This window comes from Paenarthrobacter sp. NPDC089675 (assembly GCF_044749185.1).
Lineage (GTDB): Bacteria > Actinomycetota > Actinomycetes > Actinomycetales > Micrococcaceae > Arthrobacter.
In genome coordinates, this window is sequence record NZ_JBIVHM010000005.1 from 22,795 (window position 1) to 37,524 (window position 14,730).

Consider the following 14,730-nt stretch of genomic DNA (forward strand, 5'->3'; position numbering starts at 1 on the left):
ACGGGTCCTTTAGTTCTCAAACTCTGCTGTGTTTTCCTCGAACGCTTCGAGGGGCGGGCAGGAGCAGACCAGGTTACGGTCGCCTGCAGCACCGTCAATCCGGCCGACCGGCGGGAAGTACTTGTCCTGCTTGAGGCTCGCCACCGGGAATGCTGCCTGCTCACGCGGGTAGTCGCGCTCCCAGGCGGAACTTACGACGGCGGCTGCCGTGTGAGGCGCGTTGCGGAGCGGGGAGTCCTCCACGGAGAAGTCACCGGCAGCTACCTGCTCGATCTCTGCCCGGATGGTGATCATGGCTTCGATGAAGCGGTCGATCTCGGCCAGGTCCTCGGATTCGGTGGGCTCAACCATCAAAGTGCCCGCAACCGGGAACGCCAGGGTGGGCGCGTGGAAGCCGAAGTCGATCAGGCGCTTCGCAACATCCTCGGCCGTGACACCGGTACGCGCGGTCAGCTCACGAAGGTCCAGGATGCACTCGTGCGCCACGAGTCCGCCTTCGCCTGTGTAGAGGACCGGGAAGTGCTCATCCAGGCGGGAAGCAACGTAGTTCGCAGCCAGCAGCGCCGACTTGGTCGCCTCGGTCAGCCCTTCGCCGCCCATGAGCTTCACGTAGGCCCATGAAATCGGCAGTACGCCAGCGGAACCGAAACGGGATGCGGAGATGGCCACGCCACCCTCCGAAGATGCGTTGTTGGCGTCACCCGGCATGAACGGAGCCAGGTGTGCTTTCGCAGCAACGGGACCGACACCCGGTCCGCCGCCGCCGTGCGGGATGCAGAAGGTCTTGTGCAGGTTCAGGTGGGAGACATCGCCGCCGAACTTGCCAGGCTGCGCAAGGCCAACCAGTGCGTTAAGGTTCGCTCCATCCACATACACCTGCCCACCGGCTTCGTGCACGGCGTCGCAGACCTCGACGACGTCGGCATCGTAGACACCGTGCGTGGACGGGTACGTGATCATGATGGCCGAAAGCACATCGCGGTTCGCTTCGATCTTGGCCTTCAGGTCAGCGTGGTCGATGGTGCCATCGGATGCCGTAGCCACCACAACCACCTTCATTCCCGCCAGCACTGCCGAGGCGGCGTTGGTGCCGTGGGCAGAAGCCGGGATCAGGCAAACGTTGCGCTGGTCATCGCCCCGGGACAGGTGGTAGCCGCGGATCGCGAGGAGACCGGCAAGCTCACCCTGGGAACCGGCGTTCGGCTGGATGGAGACCTGGTCGTAGCCCGTGATCTCGGTGAGGTCGGCTTCCAAACCGGAGATCAGCTCACGCCAACCTTCAGTCTGGGAATCCGGCGCGAACGGGTGGATCGAGGCGAACTCAGGCCAGGAGATGGCTTCCATCTCGGCCGTGGCGTTCAGCTTCATGGTGCACGAACCCAGCGGGATCATGGTGCGGTCCAGCGCGAGGTCCCGGTCGGACAGCTTGCGGATATAGCGCAACAACTGCGTCTCGGAACGGTGCGTGTTGAACACCGGGTGCTGCAGGAAGTCAGAGGTGCGGACTACGTCGGATGCCAGCTCGAACCCGGCGGCGTCCCCTACCGGACCAGCGCCGAAGGCGACGGCCACAGCAGAGAGGACCTCCGGCGTCGTGGTTTCATCAACGGAAACACCCACAGTGTCGGCGTCGATGTAGCGGAGGTTGATGCCGCGTGCTTCGGCAGCACCGATCACCTTGTCAGCCTTGCCGGGGACGCGGACAGTGAGGGTGTCGAAGAAGGAGTCTGCGACGAGTTCGCGGCCTGCCTTCTGCAGGGCGGTAGCCAGCACACGGGCGTGGCCGTGGACAGTTTCGGCGATCGCCTTGAGGCCGTCCGGGCCGTGGTAGACGGCGTACATCGAGGCAACGATGGCCAGCAGTGCCTGTGCCGTGCAGATGTTGGACGTGGCCTTTTCGCGGCGGATGTGCTGCTCGCGGGTCTGCAGGGCGAGGCGGTAGGCAGGCACGCCGGCGTTGTCCTTGGAGACACCCACAATGCGGCCCGGAAGCGTGCGTTCCATACCGTTCCGTACCGCCATGTACGCGGCGTGCGGGCCGCCGAAGAACAGCGGGACACCGAAACGCTGCGCGGTTCCGACGGCGATGTCCGCACCCTGTTCGCCCGGGGGCGTGATGAGGGTCAGTGCCAGCAAATCGGCGGCAACGGTGACAAGCGCACCGCGGTCCTTGGCGTCGGCGATCACGGCGGAGTGGTTGAAAACCCGGCCGGAAACGCCGGGCTGCTGGAGGACGACGCCGTTGATGTCGCCGTCGGGCAGTCCGGCGGAGAGGTCCGCGACAAGAACCTCGAAGCCGAGCGCCTCGGCGCGGCCCTTCACGATCGCGATGGTCTGCGGCAGGAGGTCGGCGTCCAGGACGGTCTTGCCGTCCTTCACGGCTTTGTTCGCCCGGCGCATCAGCAGCACGGCCTCGGCCACGGCGGTCGCTTCATCCAGCAAGGAAGCGTTGGCGATGGGCAGGCCGGTGAGGTCCTGCACCATGGTCTGGAAGTTCAGGAGCGTTTCAAGGCGGCCCTGGGAAATCTCCGGCTGGTACGGCGTGTAAGCGGTGTACCAGGCCGGGGATTCAAGGATGTTGCGGCGGATGACCGGCGGGGTGATGGTGTCGTAGTAGCCTTGGCCGATCATTTGCACGGCGGTTTTGTTCTTCGCCGCGAGCTTACGGAGCTCGGCCAGGACCTGGGTCTCGCTCAACGCCTTCTGCAGGGCGAGGGGCGAGGACTGGCGGATGGAATCGGGGACAGCCACGTCCACCAGGCCGTCGACGGAGTCGTAGCCGATGGCCTTGAGCATGGTCTCAACATCGGCCTGGCGACGGGCGCCGATATGCCGGTCCGCGAAAGCGGTTGGGGAGGATTGAACAGTCAAGAGGAACTCCAGGATTCAGGCGCCCATTGAGCGCCATAGTGAATATGGGTTCCTCCCCGCTCTGTATTGGACCTGAGAGATTCCGTGGACTTGGTTGCCCACTTGCACCGTCGGTGAGCCCGGTTGCCCGGACTACTTTCCAGAGTTGCCTCGCCGCGGCGGTACATGGGCCTGAGAGATTCCTGGGGAGGATTTGCTCCTACGGCGCCTGACTGGATGTACCCGGCAGGACTCTCCCGCCGCAGATCAAAAGCGTTTGCGCCACGTCAGTGACACGCTTCACACCATAGCGGGTGGCCGCCGGAAAGTGCAAGGCGCGCCTTCCCATGGCGATTAACCCTGCATCGCCTCATGGATCTGCAGGGCCAGCCAGAGCTGCGCCAACGTGGACGTCTCACCCATGTCCAGCCCAGTCAGTTCGCCGATTTTCCGGATTCTGTAGATGATGGTTTGCCGGTGCGTGAAGAGCGCTGACGCAGTCTTTTGCCATGACCGCTGGGAGCCCAGATAGGTCTTCAAGGCGCGGGATGTGAGCGAGCATCCCCAAAAAACGGGCGGGACGTGAGCGAGCATCCCCAAAAAACGGGCGGGATGTGAGCGAGCATCGGGTAATACTGATGCTCGCTCACATCCCACCCCCAATTCCCGATCGCTCGCTCACATCCCGTGACACCTTCTGCGAAACCCCGGAATGGTAGTTTGTTCTCTGCTTGAGCCATACGCCCCGTACCGACCAGAGGACACTCCATGTTTAAGGGATTCAAGGACTTCATTCTCCGCGGCAACGTGATCGAACTGGCCATCGCGGTGGTTATCGGCAGTGCCTTCACCGCACTTGTTGCCGCTTTCACCAACAACATCATCAACCCCGTGATCGCCGCGGCCGGTGGCGTCAACGCGGACGGGCTGGGCTTCCGGATCTGGCCGGACAAAGAGGCCACGTTCGTCAACATCGGCGCCGTGCTGACGGCACTGGTGACCTTCCTGATCACCGCCGCCGTGGTCTACTTCATCTTCGTGGCGCCCATGAACAAGATCAACTCCATGGTCAAGGACCGTTTGGCCACCGCAGAGCCCGAGGAAGAGCCGATTCCGGCCGATACCGCGCTCCTGGCCGAAATCCGCGACCTCCTCAAGGATGCCGCAGAAGCCCGCGGCACCAACCGCGGCCTGGACGGCGACCTGGACCCCGACCGCATCCGCTAGGCACTCCCGCGAAAGCTGCCGCGAGACCGTGACGCAGCAGCAACGCCTACGAAACACCCGGACGGCAGCATGGGTTCATGAAGCCCAATGCGAGCTCTCCCGTTACCGCCGACCTCGTATGCGAGGTCTGCGGCCAGCTGCCTGAACCTCCCAAGGCCCGGCTCACGCTGGCCAACATCGCCGTGATGTTGCCCATTGAACTCCTGGTGCACGCAGCAGTGGTGGAAACACATTTGCCGTATGTCGCAAAGGTCCTCCTGCTGACAGTGACCGCGACCGTCCTGGTGATCTGGGTGGCCGAGCCGTCGGCCGCCAAGGTCCTGCGGCGGTGGTTGCACGCCCCGGCGCTCAAACACCGCCGCAGTTTGAACTCAGCCCCGTCCCTGTGGCGTGCCCGTACCCTGCTCCTCGACCAGCCCGGGTCCCTGCAAAAAATCACGCAGTCCCTCGCCCGGCTGGAAACGAACATCCTCAGCATCCACGTCCACCCCATGGATGGCGCGGGCCTGCAAGACACAGTGATGGATGAGTTCGTCCTGTCCGCGCCGAGGCAGCTCACCGAGGAGGAACTGCTTCAGGCAATGCACGACGGCGGCGGGCGCGAGTCCCGCGTTTGGCCCACCACGGCGCTGGCCATGGCGGACGGACAAACCAAGGCCCTCAGCCTCGCGGCGCGCATTGCCGGCAATCCGCAGGAACTGCCCTTGGCCGTCGCCGAGTTGTTGTCCGCCAAAGTGGTCCCGACGGACCCGGAACACCCGGCTCCCGAGGTGAGCGCAGGCGTCGGACGCTCAGCAGACATCCTGAAGATTCCCACGGCCTGGCACGGTCCCTTGGTGTTCTCCCGCCCCGGTGAGCCGTTCACTCCGGCGGAGTCGGCGAGGGCCCACAGATTGGCTGAGCTGGCGGAGATTCTGGCATACAGTCCGAGCCCGGAACCCAGCTAGGCCAGGACCTCGGTATCCCAAGGCTGGGCGTGCCCCTACCCCTTGGCTGCGAAAGCCCGGCGAATCCCCCAAGATTTGCCGGGTTTTCGCACGTCAATCACACATAGTCCGCAGACAGCCGGGCAGGAACCCCAAGATCCCACCGTCCCGGTCACAATCCGTCTGCGCGATTTGTATACCAAACCCCTTGACAGTGCTACCCGTCACATCTAACTTTGTTTTTGGGATCCCAAAGCGGGATCCCAAAAGATCCAGCACCGGCTGCGGACCCGCTCAATCAACGGGCAGGAACCGCAACAGTTGCCGCCGGCACGGGTCAGGCCGCAGCGGTATCCCGCCCGGCTCATCCCCCCCAAAAAGCCCCAAAGACATTCCCACCCGTTGACTCCTACTGAAGGAGAAGCTGTGTCTCTCGAAAACACCCAACTGGCAACCCAGGACAACCAACAAAAGCCCGGAAAGGACGGCGTGCAGCGACGCACGAACGTCCGCTGGAAGCTCTTCATCCTGTTGCTCGTCCTGGTCTCGGTCAACTACATCGACCGCGGATCCATCTCCGTGGCCCTGCCCATCATCCAAAAAGAATTCAACCTTGCTCCCGAACTCGTCGGCCTGCTCCTCTCGGCCTTCTTCTGGACCTACGCCCTCATGCAGATCCCCGTCGGCTGGCTGATCGACAAGTTCGGCCCCCGCAAGGTTGTTACCGCATCCTGCATTGGCTGGGGCGCAGCAACTGCCGCCTCAGGCTTCGCGGGTGGCTTCCTGAGCATGTTCATCGCCCGCTTGGGCATCGGCGTCACCGAAGCAGGCGTCATGCCCGCCGGCGGCAAGCTCAACGCCATCTGGATGCACCGGAAGGAACGGGGCCGCGGCGCCACGATCCTCGACGCAGGCGCTCCCCTCGGCGCAGGCCTCGGCGGCATCCTCATCACCTGGCTGATCGCCTCCACCGGAAGCTGGCGGATGTCCTTCATTATTGCCGGTGCAGCCACCGTCCTCATGGGCCTGGCGGTCTGGTGGTACATCCGTGACAACCCCCGCCAGCACAAGGGCGTCAACGACGCCGAGGCCAGTTACATCGAGGCTTCCCACGCCGAGGAAGACGCTGAAGCCGCCCGCGAAGGTGCCCGCGGCAAGCGAGCCCTCCTCCCCTACTTGAAGTTCCGCTCCTTCTGGGCCATGTGCTTCGGCTGGCTCGGCTTCAACGGCGTGTTCTACGGCCTGCTGACCTGGGGCCCGCTCTACCTCGCACAAGCAAAGGGTTTCGACCTGAAGACCATCGGCTGGTCCACGTTCGTGATCTTCGGCGCCGGGTTCGTCGGCGAAATCCTCGGCGGCACCATCGCCGACAAATGGCGTGCCGCCGGCGCTTCGGCCAACAAGGTCATGCGTACCCTGCTCGGCATCTCCAGCGTCGTCGTGGTGGGCGGCCTGGTTGGCGTCACCGTCGTCGCAGACCCGATCACCGCCGTCGTGCTCCTTTCAGTGGTCCTGTTCTTCCTCCGCTGGGTTGGCCTGTTCTGGTCCATCCCGTCCATCCTGGGCGGCCGCACCAACGCCGGCGTCCTGGGTGGAGCGATGAACTTCAGCGGCAACATTGCCGGGTTCATCACCCCGATTGTGGTAGGCCTGATTGTCGGGGCAACCGGCTCCTACACCTGGGCACTCATCTACTTTGTTGGATCCGCTGTGGTCATGGGCGCCTCCGTCCTGGCCCTGGACTACAACAAGCGGCTCCCGGTCTGACTCGCACTCACCGGGCCGGCCAAGGGGCCTGAACCACCCAAGGCCGGACACCGCCGGGCCGGGCGCATCGCCTTACTCATCACGGAAATGGAGCTGACATGCTGACCGCAGAAGACACGAACACCACGGACCGCCCCCTCCGGGAATCCGTGCGTGACACGCTCCGTACCCGGATTTTCGAAGGCCACTATGCGCCCGGCACCCGGCTGGTGGAGCGGGACCTCGCCGCCGAGTTCAACGTTTCCCGCCTGCCTATCCGTGAAGCCCTCCGGATGCTCCGGCAGGAAGGGCTCATCCGGGACCGCTCGGGGCGAGGCACAGAGGTGAGCGGCCTGAGCCCCAAGGATGTTGAGGACTTGTTCGATGTCCGCCAATCGCTCGAAGTCCTCGCCTGCCGGCTCGCCGCGAAGCGCGCCACGCCGGATGACCTCCACCACCTATCCGGGCTGCTCGACCAGGCCGAGCACTTCCTTGCCAAGGGCTCGGTCCTGGAAGCCCACCGCGCCAACAGCGAATTCCACGATGCCATCACGGGCATCGCCAACAACGATTTTCTCCGCTCCGCGCTCGAACCCCTCCAAGGCCGCATGCACTGGCTCTTCCGCCATGTCAGCGACCTGCCGGAACTGATCCGCGAACACCGCGAACTCTACGCAGCGATCGCCAGCGGTGACGCCGACCGCGCCGCCGCCCAATCGGCGTCGCACGTTGGCAAGTACCGCGACCAGTTCCCCGAGGACTACAGCGCCACGGAGCCCCAGCTACGGAAGAAACCATGAAACTCCTGGTCATCAACCCCAACATCAGCGACGACGTCACGGCGCTCATCGAGGCCGAGGCACTCCGCTCCGCCAGCGCGGACACCGAACTGATCGTCCGGACCGCAGGGCACGGCGTCGAGTACATCGAGACGCGCTTCGAATCGCTCATCGCCGCGGGCGCGGTTGCGGAGCTGATCGCCCAATACGCGCACGACGGCGGGACTCCAGCCACAGAGACAGCCGCCGGTCCCGCCGTGGACGGAGTAGTCGTGGCCGCTTTTGGCGATCCAGGCATGCCCGCCCTGAAAGAACTCGTGGACGTCCCGGTTATCGGGATCACCGAAGCTGCGCTCTGCGCCGCAGCGTTGCAAGGCCAAAGATTCTCCATCATCGCCATCTCGGACCGCATCCAGGCCTGGTACCGCGATTGCGTGGAACGGTTCGGATTCGGCGGCCGGCTCGCCTCGATCCGATCCATCAACCAATCCCTCAATTCCATCGGCTCAGTCCAGGCCGATTTCAAGGAAACCCTCCTGGCGCTGAGCCGGCAGGCCGTGGCGGAGGACGGCGCCGACGTCGTCATCCTGGCGGGTGCGCCGCTCGCGGGGCTGGCCCGTGAGCTCGAAGGCCAGATCCCCGTGCCCGTGGTGGACGGCATTTCGGCCGGTATCCGCATGGCCGAAGCCGTGGTTTCGCTGAAGTCCGGCGTACACCGAGGTGGTTCATTCGCGGCTCCCCCGGTAAAGACCCGACGCGGCCTTTCCGCCAACCTCGACGCCGCGCTGACGGCCGCGCAATCAGCCCGGCTCTCGCCCACGGCCTAAGACTCTTCAGAAAGAAGGACGACGATGTCCCAACTCCCAGACCTCGTGATCGCCAACGGCACGGTGGTGAACAGCTTCGGCCGGCAGGCCGCCCATGTAATCGTGGACGCCGGCAAAGTTGCCGCGCTGATCGACGCCACCGACCCCGTACCCGCCGCAACCCGAACCATCGATGCATCGGGAATGCTGGTGATTCCAGGTGGCGTGGACGGACACTGCCACGTGGCCCAGGTGACCGGCCGTTTCCGCACCCTGGACGATTACAACATCTCCTCCACAGCCGCTTTGTGGGGCGGAACCACCACCATCATCGACTTCGGAATTCCCCGCGACGCCCAGGAAACCCCGCTGGATGCCGCGCTCAACAAGAAGCGCCTCGCCACCGAATCCCGGTGCGATGTTGCCCTCCACGGCTCGGTGATTTCCTGGGACGAGACAGTGCCGTGGCAGCTGGAACAGCTTGCTGCCGAGGGTATCCGCTCGGTGAAGATGTACACCACCAACCGCGGCTCGACCATGGCGGACAACGACACCATCCTCAAGGTCATGCGGGAGATGGTCCGGCTGGACGGCCTGACCTACATCCACGCCGAGCACGACGCCATCATCACCGACTGCACGGAGGAGCACGCAGCCGACGGCCTGATCGGGATCGAGCACCTGCACCGCACGCGGCCCGAGCTCGCCGAGGAAATCTCCGTCAAGGAAACCCTGGCCATGGCCGAGTACACGGGAGCACCCGTGTACTTCGTTCACCAGTCAACGCCCGGCGCGGTGGATCTGGTCTCTGAGGCCCGTTCCCGGGGAATGGAAGCGTACTCCGAGACGTGCCCGCACTACCTCACCCTGGACGACACGGTCTACGGCTCAACCTTCCCTGAGTGGTACGCCTGCTGCCCGCCCATGCGCAGCGCGGAAACTGTGGCTGCGTTGAAAGACCGCCTCGGGGCCGGCGACATCCACACCGTCTCCTCGGACCACTCCTGTTACGACCTCTCCCAGAAACGCGAACGCACGGACGACATCCGTTTCATGCCCCACGGCCTGCCCGGCGTCGAGACCCGCATGCCTGTCACGTTCACTGCCCTGGTCGCCGAGGCCGGTGGCTCCGTGGAGGACTTTGTTGAGGTCTTCTCCGCAGGCCCCGCCCGCATCAACGCGCTCCCTTTGAAAGGCGCCCTCGTGGAGGGTTTCGACGCCGATCTGGTGATCTTCGATCCCGCCACCCAAAAAACGGTCGACGGCGTTGCGCTGCACATGGGGACTGATTTCTCGCCTTTCGAAGGGAAGACGCTGAGCGGCTGGCCCGCCGTCGTGGTTTCCGCCGGACGCGTGGTCCTCGATGCCGAGGGCTTCCACGATCCCGGTCCCGTGGGCCGTTTCGTCGCGCGGAACGGGTTCACCGAGCACCGCGATGCCCTTTCCGCGCCCATTTCCACTTCTGTCTAAGGAGTCCCCTATGCCCACCCTTGACCGACCCACCCGCATCGGCATGATCGTGCCGTCCTCCAACACTTGCCTTGAACCGCAGACCTACCGGATCCTGGGCGAGCGCCGGGACGTCACCGTCCACTCCACGCGCATTCCCGTCACCCGCATCGCCTTGGACGATTCATCCGACAAGCAGTTCGACGCAAACGTGATGCGCGACGCCGCGGAACTCCTCGCTACAGCCAACGTGGATGTCATCGCCTGGAACGGCACCTCCGGCTCCTGGCTCGGAGCGGGTCACGACCACGCGATTGTCCGCGAGATTACCGAAGCCACCGGCATCCCCGCCACCACTTCAACGCTCGCCTATCTGGCTGCGTTCGAGGCATTCGGGACGGAGCGGATCGGACTGTTCACCCCGTACACCTCAGATGTGAATGACGCCGTGATCGCCTCCTACGACCGCGAGGGCATCAAGACAATCGACCACCGGCACTTGGATCTCAGCGACAACGAATCCTTCGCCCGGGTGACGGACCAGGAGATGCTGCCCGGCTCCCTCGAACTGGCCGCATCGCATCCGGATGCGTTGGTGTACCTCTGCACCAACCTGTACGGCGCCAACATCACGGCGGAGGTGGAGGCCCGCACCGGAGTACCCGTTCTCGATTCCGTGGCGGTCACCCTCTGGCACGCCCTGAAGCTGGCGGGGGCGCCGTTGCTGGAGCCGAAGTGGGGCCGGTTGCTGGCCTAGCTGGGCACACGGACTGAGCGCCTGCGGAGTTACCGGCAGGCGTTCAGTCTTTGTCGATCAGATCCAGGAGCTTGCCCAGGGCGTCCCGGATGTCGTCGTAGTCGTTCTGCCCGGCGCGGCTTTCGGCCGAGATGACCCCGCAGCGGTGGATCTTCTTGAAGTCACCGATGGGGAACTTGTAGTGGCCCTTCTGGTCGTCGGGGTGCTCGTCGTCGACGCCGAGGTACCACTTCCCGTACTCAGCGAAGTCGTGTTTCTCCAGGAAGGCGTTCTCCTCCTTGGTTGAGGGAGCGTGCTCGCTCCAGTCATCGCGTTCATCCTTGACGGCCTTGCCGTCCCGGATCAGGTGCTTCGCGTTCTCGAAGGCCTTCTTGTTGAGTTTCACTGTCACGTTGCAGCCCTTTCCCTAAAGCGCCTTCACGGCACCCAGTACTTTGGTCAATGAATCCTTTGCATCCCCGAACAACAGCGTCGTTTGGGGTTCATAGAGCAGGTCGTTCTCGATGCCCGCGAAACCCGGCCGCATGGAACGTTTGAGGAACACTACCTGCCGGGCGTCGGCCACCTCCAGGATGGGCATCCCGTAAATGGGTGAGCCGGACGTGGTTTTTGCTGCAGGATTCACCACGTCATTGGCACCCACCACCAGGGCAACGTCGGCCGTCTTGAACTCCGAGTTGATGTCGCCCATTTCCTTCAGCGACTCATAGGGCACATTCGCCTCGGCCAGCAGCACGTTCATGTGCCCGGGCATGCGTCCGGCCACGGGATGGATCGCGAAGTCGACTTCCGTTCCGCGGGATTCCAGTGCCAACGCAAGCTCCGCTGCCGTGTGCTGCCCCTGGGCCACGGCCAACCCGTATCCGGGCACGATGATCACCCGTTGCGCATAGCCCAGGAGGACCGCCACGTCTTCTGCGCTGGACGAGCGTACCGGCCGCTCGCTCACGGCGGTGGATCCCGCCGTCGAGCCTCCCTTGAAGGCGCCAAACAGAATGCCGGCGACGCTGCGGCCCATCGCCGCCGCCATGGCCCGGGTGAGGATGGTGCCCGAGGCGCCCACCAACGTACCGGCCACCACCAGCAGCACGTTGCCCAGCACCAGGCCCGACGCCGCCACTGCCAGACCGGTGAAAGCGTTCAGGAGCGAGATGACAATCGGCACGTCGGCGCCACCCACGGGCAGGACCAGCAAGACGCCGGCCACGAGTCCGAGAACCAAAAGCACAACGGCCCAGCCTGGCGCACCACTGGCAATGATCACCACACCGGCAGCCACAGCGGCCAGTAACACGAGGGCCATCAGCACCGGAAGCCCCGGGAAGGTGACGGGCCTCGTGGTCACGAGCCCCTGCAGCTTGCCAAAAGTGACAGCCGACCCGGCAAACGACACCGCGCCAACCAGCAACGTGAACACAATGGCCAGGCGGACCCACGAGTCCTCCGTGTGCGGCAGCTCAAGCAGCGCCACCAATGCGGCCGCACCGCCACCCACCCCGTTGAACAGGGCTACGAGCTGCGGCATCTGGGTCATTTGCACGCGTCGTGCCACCGGCGCCGCAATCCCGGAGCCCACCACAATCGCGCCGAGAATCCACGGAATGTTGTCCAGCTTCACGGACAGGAACACCGTCAGTACAGCCACCAGCGCCCCGAATGCGCCGATCAGGTTGCCCCGGCGTGCAGTCTTCGGCGAGCTGAGCCCCTTCAGTGCGAGGATGAAACACACCGCCGCCGCGAGGTACAGGAGGGCGGTCCACATCGGGTTCAGGAGCGTCATGATCGGCGCTCCCCTGCTGCCCGGTCCGCCTTAGCTGCCGGGTTCACGTCCGACGGCGTCCGCTGCCTACCGTGGAACATCTCCAGCATGCGGTCGGTCACCACGAAACCGCCCACGAGGTTGGCCGTCGCGAGAACCACTGCCAACAAAGCGACAACCAACACCCATGGCTCGGATGCCTGGCCCGCCACGATGATCGCGCCCACCAGGATGATTCCGTGGATGGCGTTGGCCCCGGACATCAAGGGCGTGTGCAGGGTGCTGGAAACCTTGGAGACCACCTCGAAACCCACAAAGACCGCCAGTACGGTGATCGTCAGCAAGCTCAGGCCATCCATCAGTGCGCTCCTTCTGGTCCACGTGCTTCTCCGGTCGTCTCCCCGGCGAGCGCAGCAAGTGCCTCCGCCGTGGGCGCGTGCCGGATGACGCCGTCGTGCGTTAAGCAGGTCCCGGCCACCACTTCGTCCTCAAAATCAGGGGTGACCACCCCGTCCTTCGTCATGAGCGCAAGCAGGTTGGAGACGTTCTTGGCATAGAGCCGGGACGCATCCGCGGGCATGGCGGACGCCGGATCCTTGAGGCCCACCAAGGTGATGGTGCCCTGGCCGTCGGCGGTGGGAATGTGCAGGTCCTGCCCCGGAATGACGCCCTCCACGTTGCCGCCCGACTCCGCAGCCAGGTCCACCACCACGGAACCGGCCCGCATACCCTGCAGCATTTCGCGGCTCACCAGCAGCGGCGCCCTCCTGCCGGGGACAGCAGCGGTGGTGATGAGGACATCGGCCTGGGCTACGTGGGGGGCGAGGAGTGCCCGTTGCAACGCACCCCGGTCGGCACTGAGTTCGCGGGCATACCCGCCGGAGGCTTCGGCGGTTTCGAGGTCCAGTTTGATGAACGTGCCACCCATGGATGCGACCTCGTCCGCCGAGGCCGGACGGATGTCGTTGGCAGAGACGCGTGCTCCGAGGCGCTTGGCCGTGCCGATCGCCTGCAGTCCGGCGACACCCGCGCCCAGAACGAGCACGCGTGCGGGCGGGATGGTTCCGGCAGCGGTCATGTAGAGCGGGAAGAAGCGGGGCAGTCGCATCGCGGCCTCGAGCACGCAGCGATAGCCGGCCACGAGTGCCTGCGAGGTAAGTGCGTCCATGGACTGGGCCCGCGAAATGCGGGGCACCAGCTCCAAGGCAAAGGAGGTGATGCCGCCTGCGGCGAGCGCGCGGACGGTAGGCAACTCGGACGACGGCGACCCAAGACCCACGCTGACGGCGCCCCTGCGTAGGGCTCCCGCCGTCGTCGGATCCAGGGGACGCACATGGCAGTAAACGTCCACGGACGCCAGGTCCAGGGAAGGCACGACGGTTGCACCGGCCGTCCGGTAGTCGGCGTCGCTGTGGCCGGAGGCGACGCCGGCACCGGACTCGATGTCGACGTCGAGTCCCAGCCCCGTCAGTTGCTTGACCGTTTCCGGCGTGGCTGCCACCCGCCGCTCGCCGTCGAGCGTTTCGCGTGCAATGCCTGCTTTCAACGCCACCCCTCTCCGGAGCAGTCCAGAACATGGTTGCCACGAGTTTATGCACGTGGGCTGGGCGGCGGTAGTAGCAGGGGGCTGCGCCGGACCGGCATCTTGGCTAGGGTCGAGGGTGAGCTGGGGGCAACCAGCCTCCGCACGTCGACGCGCCGGTTCCGGCCGTGCCGTCGGGAAGGAACGCCTTCATGGATACATTCAAGATCGGCTATTTTGTTGGAAGCCTCTCAAGTACCTCCATCAACCGGACCCTCTCCAAGGCGCTCATCAGCGTGGCGCCGCCTGAACTCGAATTCCATGAGATCGAGATCAAGGATCTCCCGCTCTACAGCTCCGATTATGATGCCGAGTTCCCGCCTGCCGGCAAAGCGTTGAAGGACGCTATCGCAGCCTCCGACGGCATCCTGTTTGTCTCCCCCGAATACAACCGCTCCATTCCGGGCGCCTTGAAGAACGCGATCGACTGGGGTTCGCGGCCCTGGGGCACCAACTCTTTCGCCCGCAAGCCCACCGGAATCATCGGCGCTTCGCCGGGCGGCATCGGCACCGCCGTGATGCAGTCGTCCATGCGCAGCGTCCTGAGCTTCCTCGACGCCCCGCAATTGAACGCGCCTGAGGCGTACATCCGTTTTGTCGCGGACGCTTACGACGCCGATGGGACAGTTAAGGACGAAGGCACCGCGGCCTTGCTGCGGCACTACATGGAGGAATACAGCGCTTTCGTCCAGCGCGTCCTCGCGGCCAACGCGCCGGGCCATATCGGCGACCAGGAACCTGATGCGGACAAGTTGAGCCGCTAGAAGCGGGGGGTGCTGCCTGCTTCCCCGCGGGCGGCACCCCACCTATTCTCAAATAGTCAGTATGCTTATTACTATGAAGAACGCC

General features: G+C 64.7%; 13 protein-coding genes, 1 pseudogene and 1 riboswitch. Of the genes and pseudogenes, 8 read left to right on the plus strand and 6 right to left on the minus strand.

What is annotated here, in order from left to right; translation table 11 throughout:
* Window positions 1–9: 9 nt before the first annotated feature.
* Together gcvP and ACIPY2_RS12045 are read right to left on the minus strand one after the other, a co-directional pair.
* Window positions 10–2,871: an aminomethyl-transferring glycine dehydrogenase gene (gene gcvP / locus ACIPY2_RS12040; RefSeq protein ID WP_400266619.1), complete on the minus strand. Its 2,862-nt coding sequence runs from the start codon at window positions 2,869–2,871 to the stop codon at window positions 10–12.
* Window positions 2,872–3,020: 149 nt separating this feature from the next.
* A riboswitch (glycine riboswitch) is annotated at window positions 3,021–3,120 on the minus strand.
* A gap of 84 nt (window positions 3,121–3,204) precedes the next feature.
* Window positions 3,205–3,390, minus strand: a pseudogene (locus ACIPY2_RS12045) (helix-turn-helix domain-containing protein); the annotation flags it as partial.
* Window positions 3,391–3,618: 228 nt separating this feature from the next.
* Here ACIPY2_RS12045 and mscL point away from each other — a divergent pair.
* From mscL to ACIPY2_RS12080, 7 genes are all read left to right on the plus strand, one after another.
* Window positions 3,619–4,077 carry a large conductance mechanosensitive channel protein MscL gene (gene mscL, locus ACIPY2_RS12050; protein WP_400266620.1) on the plus strand — a complete coding sequence of 153 codons (459 nt, stop codon included), beginning with the start codon at window positions 3,619–3,621 and terminating at the stop codon, window positions 4,075–4,077.
* Window positions 4,078–4,154: 77 nt separating this feature from the next.
* Entirely contained in the window at window positions 4,155–5,024 is an 870-nt protein-coding gene (locus ACIPY2_RS12055) for an amino acid-binding protein (protein WP_400266621.1), read from the plus strand.
* Window positions 5,025–5,429: 405 nt separating this feature from the next.
* Window positions 5,430–6,770, plus strand: coding sequence for an MFS transporter (locus ACIPY2_RS12060; RefSeq protein ID WP_400266622.1), 1,341 nt, complete (start codon window positions 5,430–5,432; stop codon window positions 6,768–6,770).
* 98 nt (window positions 6,771–6,868) lie between these two features.
* Window positions 6,869–7,549, plus strand: coding sequence for a GntR family transcriptional regulator (locus ACIPY2_RS12065; protein ID WP_400266623.1), 681 nt, complete (start codon window positions 6,869–6,871; stop codon window positions 7,547–7,549).
* Entirely contained in the window at window positions 7,546–8,355 is an 810-nt protein-coding gene (locus ACIPY2_RS12070) for an aspartate/glutamate racemase family protein (protein WP_400266624.1), read from the plus strand. Before ACIPY2_RS12065 ends, ACIPY2_RS12070 begins: the two co-directional genes overlap by 4 nt.
* Before the next feature lie 24 nt (window positions 8,356–8,379).
* A complete protein-coding gene (locus ACIPY2_RS12075; RefSeq protein WP_400266625.1) occupies window positions 8,380–9,804 on the plus strand; it encodes an amidohydrolase family protein in 1,425 nt (474 codons plus the stop codon).
* A 10-nt stretch (window positions 9,805–9,814) separates the two neighbouring features.
* Window positions 9,815–10,540 carry an aspartate/glutamate racemase family protein gene (locus ACIPY2_RS12080; RefSeq protein ID WP_400266626.1) on the plus strand — a complete coding sequence of 242 codons (726 nt, stop codon included), beginning with the start codon at window positions 9,815–9,817 and terminating at the stop codon, window positions 10,538–10,540.
* A gap of 43 nt (window positions 10,541–10,583) precedes the next feature.
* On the opposite strand, the gene ACIPY2_RS12085 is transcribed toward ACIPY2_RS12080, so the two are convergent.
* Genes ACIPY2_RS12085 through ACIPY2_RS12100 form a run of 4 tightly spaced genes read right to left on the minus strand, consistent with a single transcriptional unit; the run spans window position 10,584 to window position 13,845 of the window.
* Window positions 10,584–10,931: a hypothetical protein gene (locus tag ACIPY2_RS12085; RefSeq protein WP_400266627.1), complete on the minus strand. Its 348-nt coding sequence runs from the start codon at window positions 10,929–10,931 to the stop codon at window positions 10,584–10,586.
* A 15-nt stretch (window positions 10,932–10,946) separates the two neighbouring features.
* Window positions 10,947–12,320, minus strand: a complete 1,374-nt coding sequence (locus ACIPY2_RS12090) for an NAD(P)(+) transhydrogenase (Re/Si-specific) subunit beta (protein ID WP_400266628.1) — start codon at window positions 12,318–12,320, stop codon at window positions 10,947–10,949.
* On the minus strand, window positions 12,317–12,658 hold the full coding sequence (locus ACIPY2_RS12095) for an NAD(P) transhydrogenase subunit alpha (RefSeq protein WP_400266629.1): 342 nt from the start codon (window positions 12,656–12,658) through the stop codon (window positions 12,317–12,319). The genes ACIPY2_RS12090 and ACIPY2_RS12095 overlap by 4 nt, the downstream gene beginning before the upstream one ends.
* Window positions 12,658–13,845, minus strand: a complete 1,188-nt coding sequence (locus ACIPY2_RS12100; protein ID WP_400266630.1) for a Re/Si-specific NAD(P)(+) transhydrogenase subunit alpha — start codon at window positions 13,843–13,845, stop codon at window positions 12,658–12,660. The genes ACIPY2_RS12095 and ACIPY2_RS12100 overlap by 1 nt, the downstream gene beginning before the upstream one ends.
* A 188-nt stretch (window positions 13,846–14,033) precedes the next feature.
* Here ACIPY2_RS12100 and ACIPY2_RS12105 point away from each other — a divergent pair, with 188 nt between their 5' ends.
* Window positions 14,034–14,645 carry an NADPH-dependent FMN reductase gene (locus ACIPY2_RS12105; protein ID WP_400266631.1) on the plus strand — a complete coding sequence of 204 codons (612 nt, stop codon included), beginning with the start codon at window positions 14,034–14,036 and terminating at the stop codon, window positions 14,643–14,645.
* The last annotated feature ends 85 nt before the right edge of the window (window positions 14,646–14,730 follow it).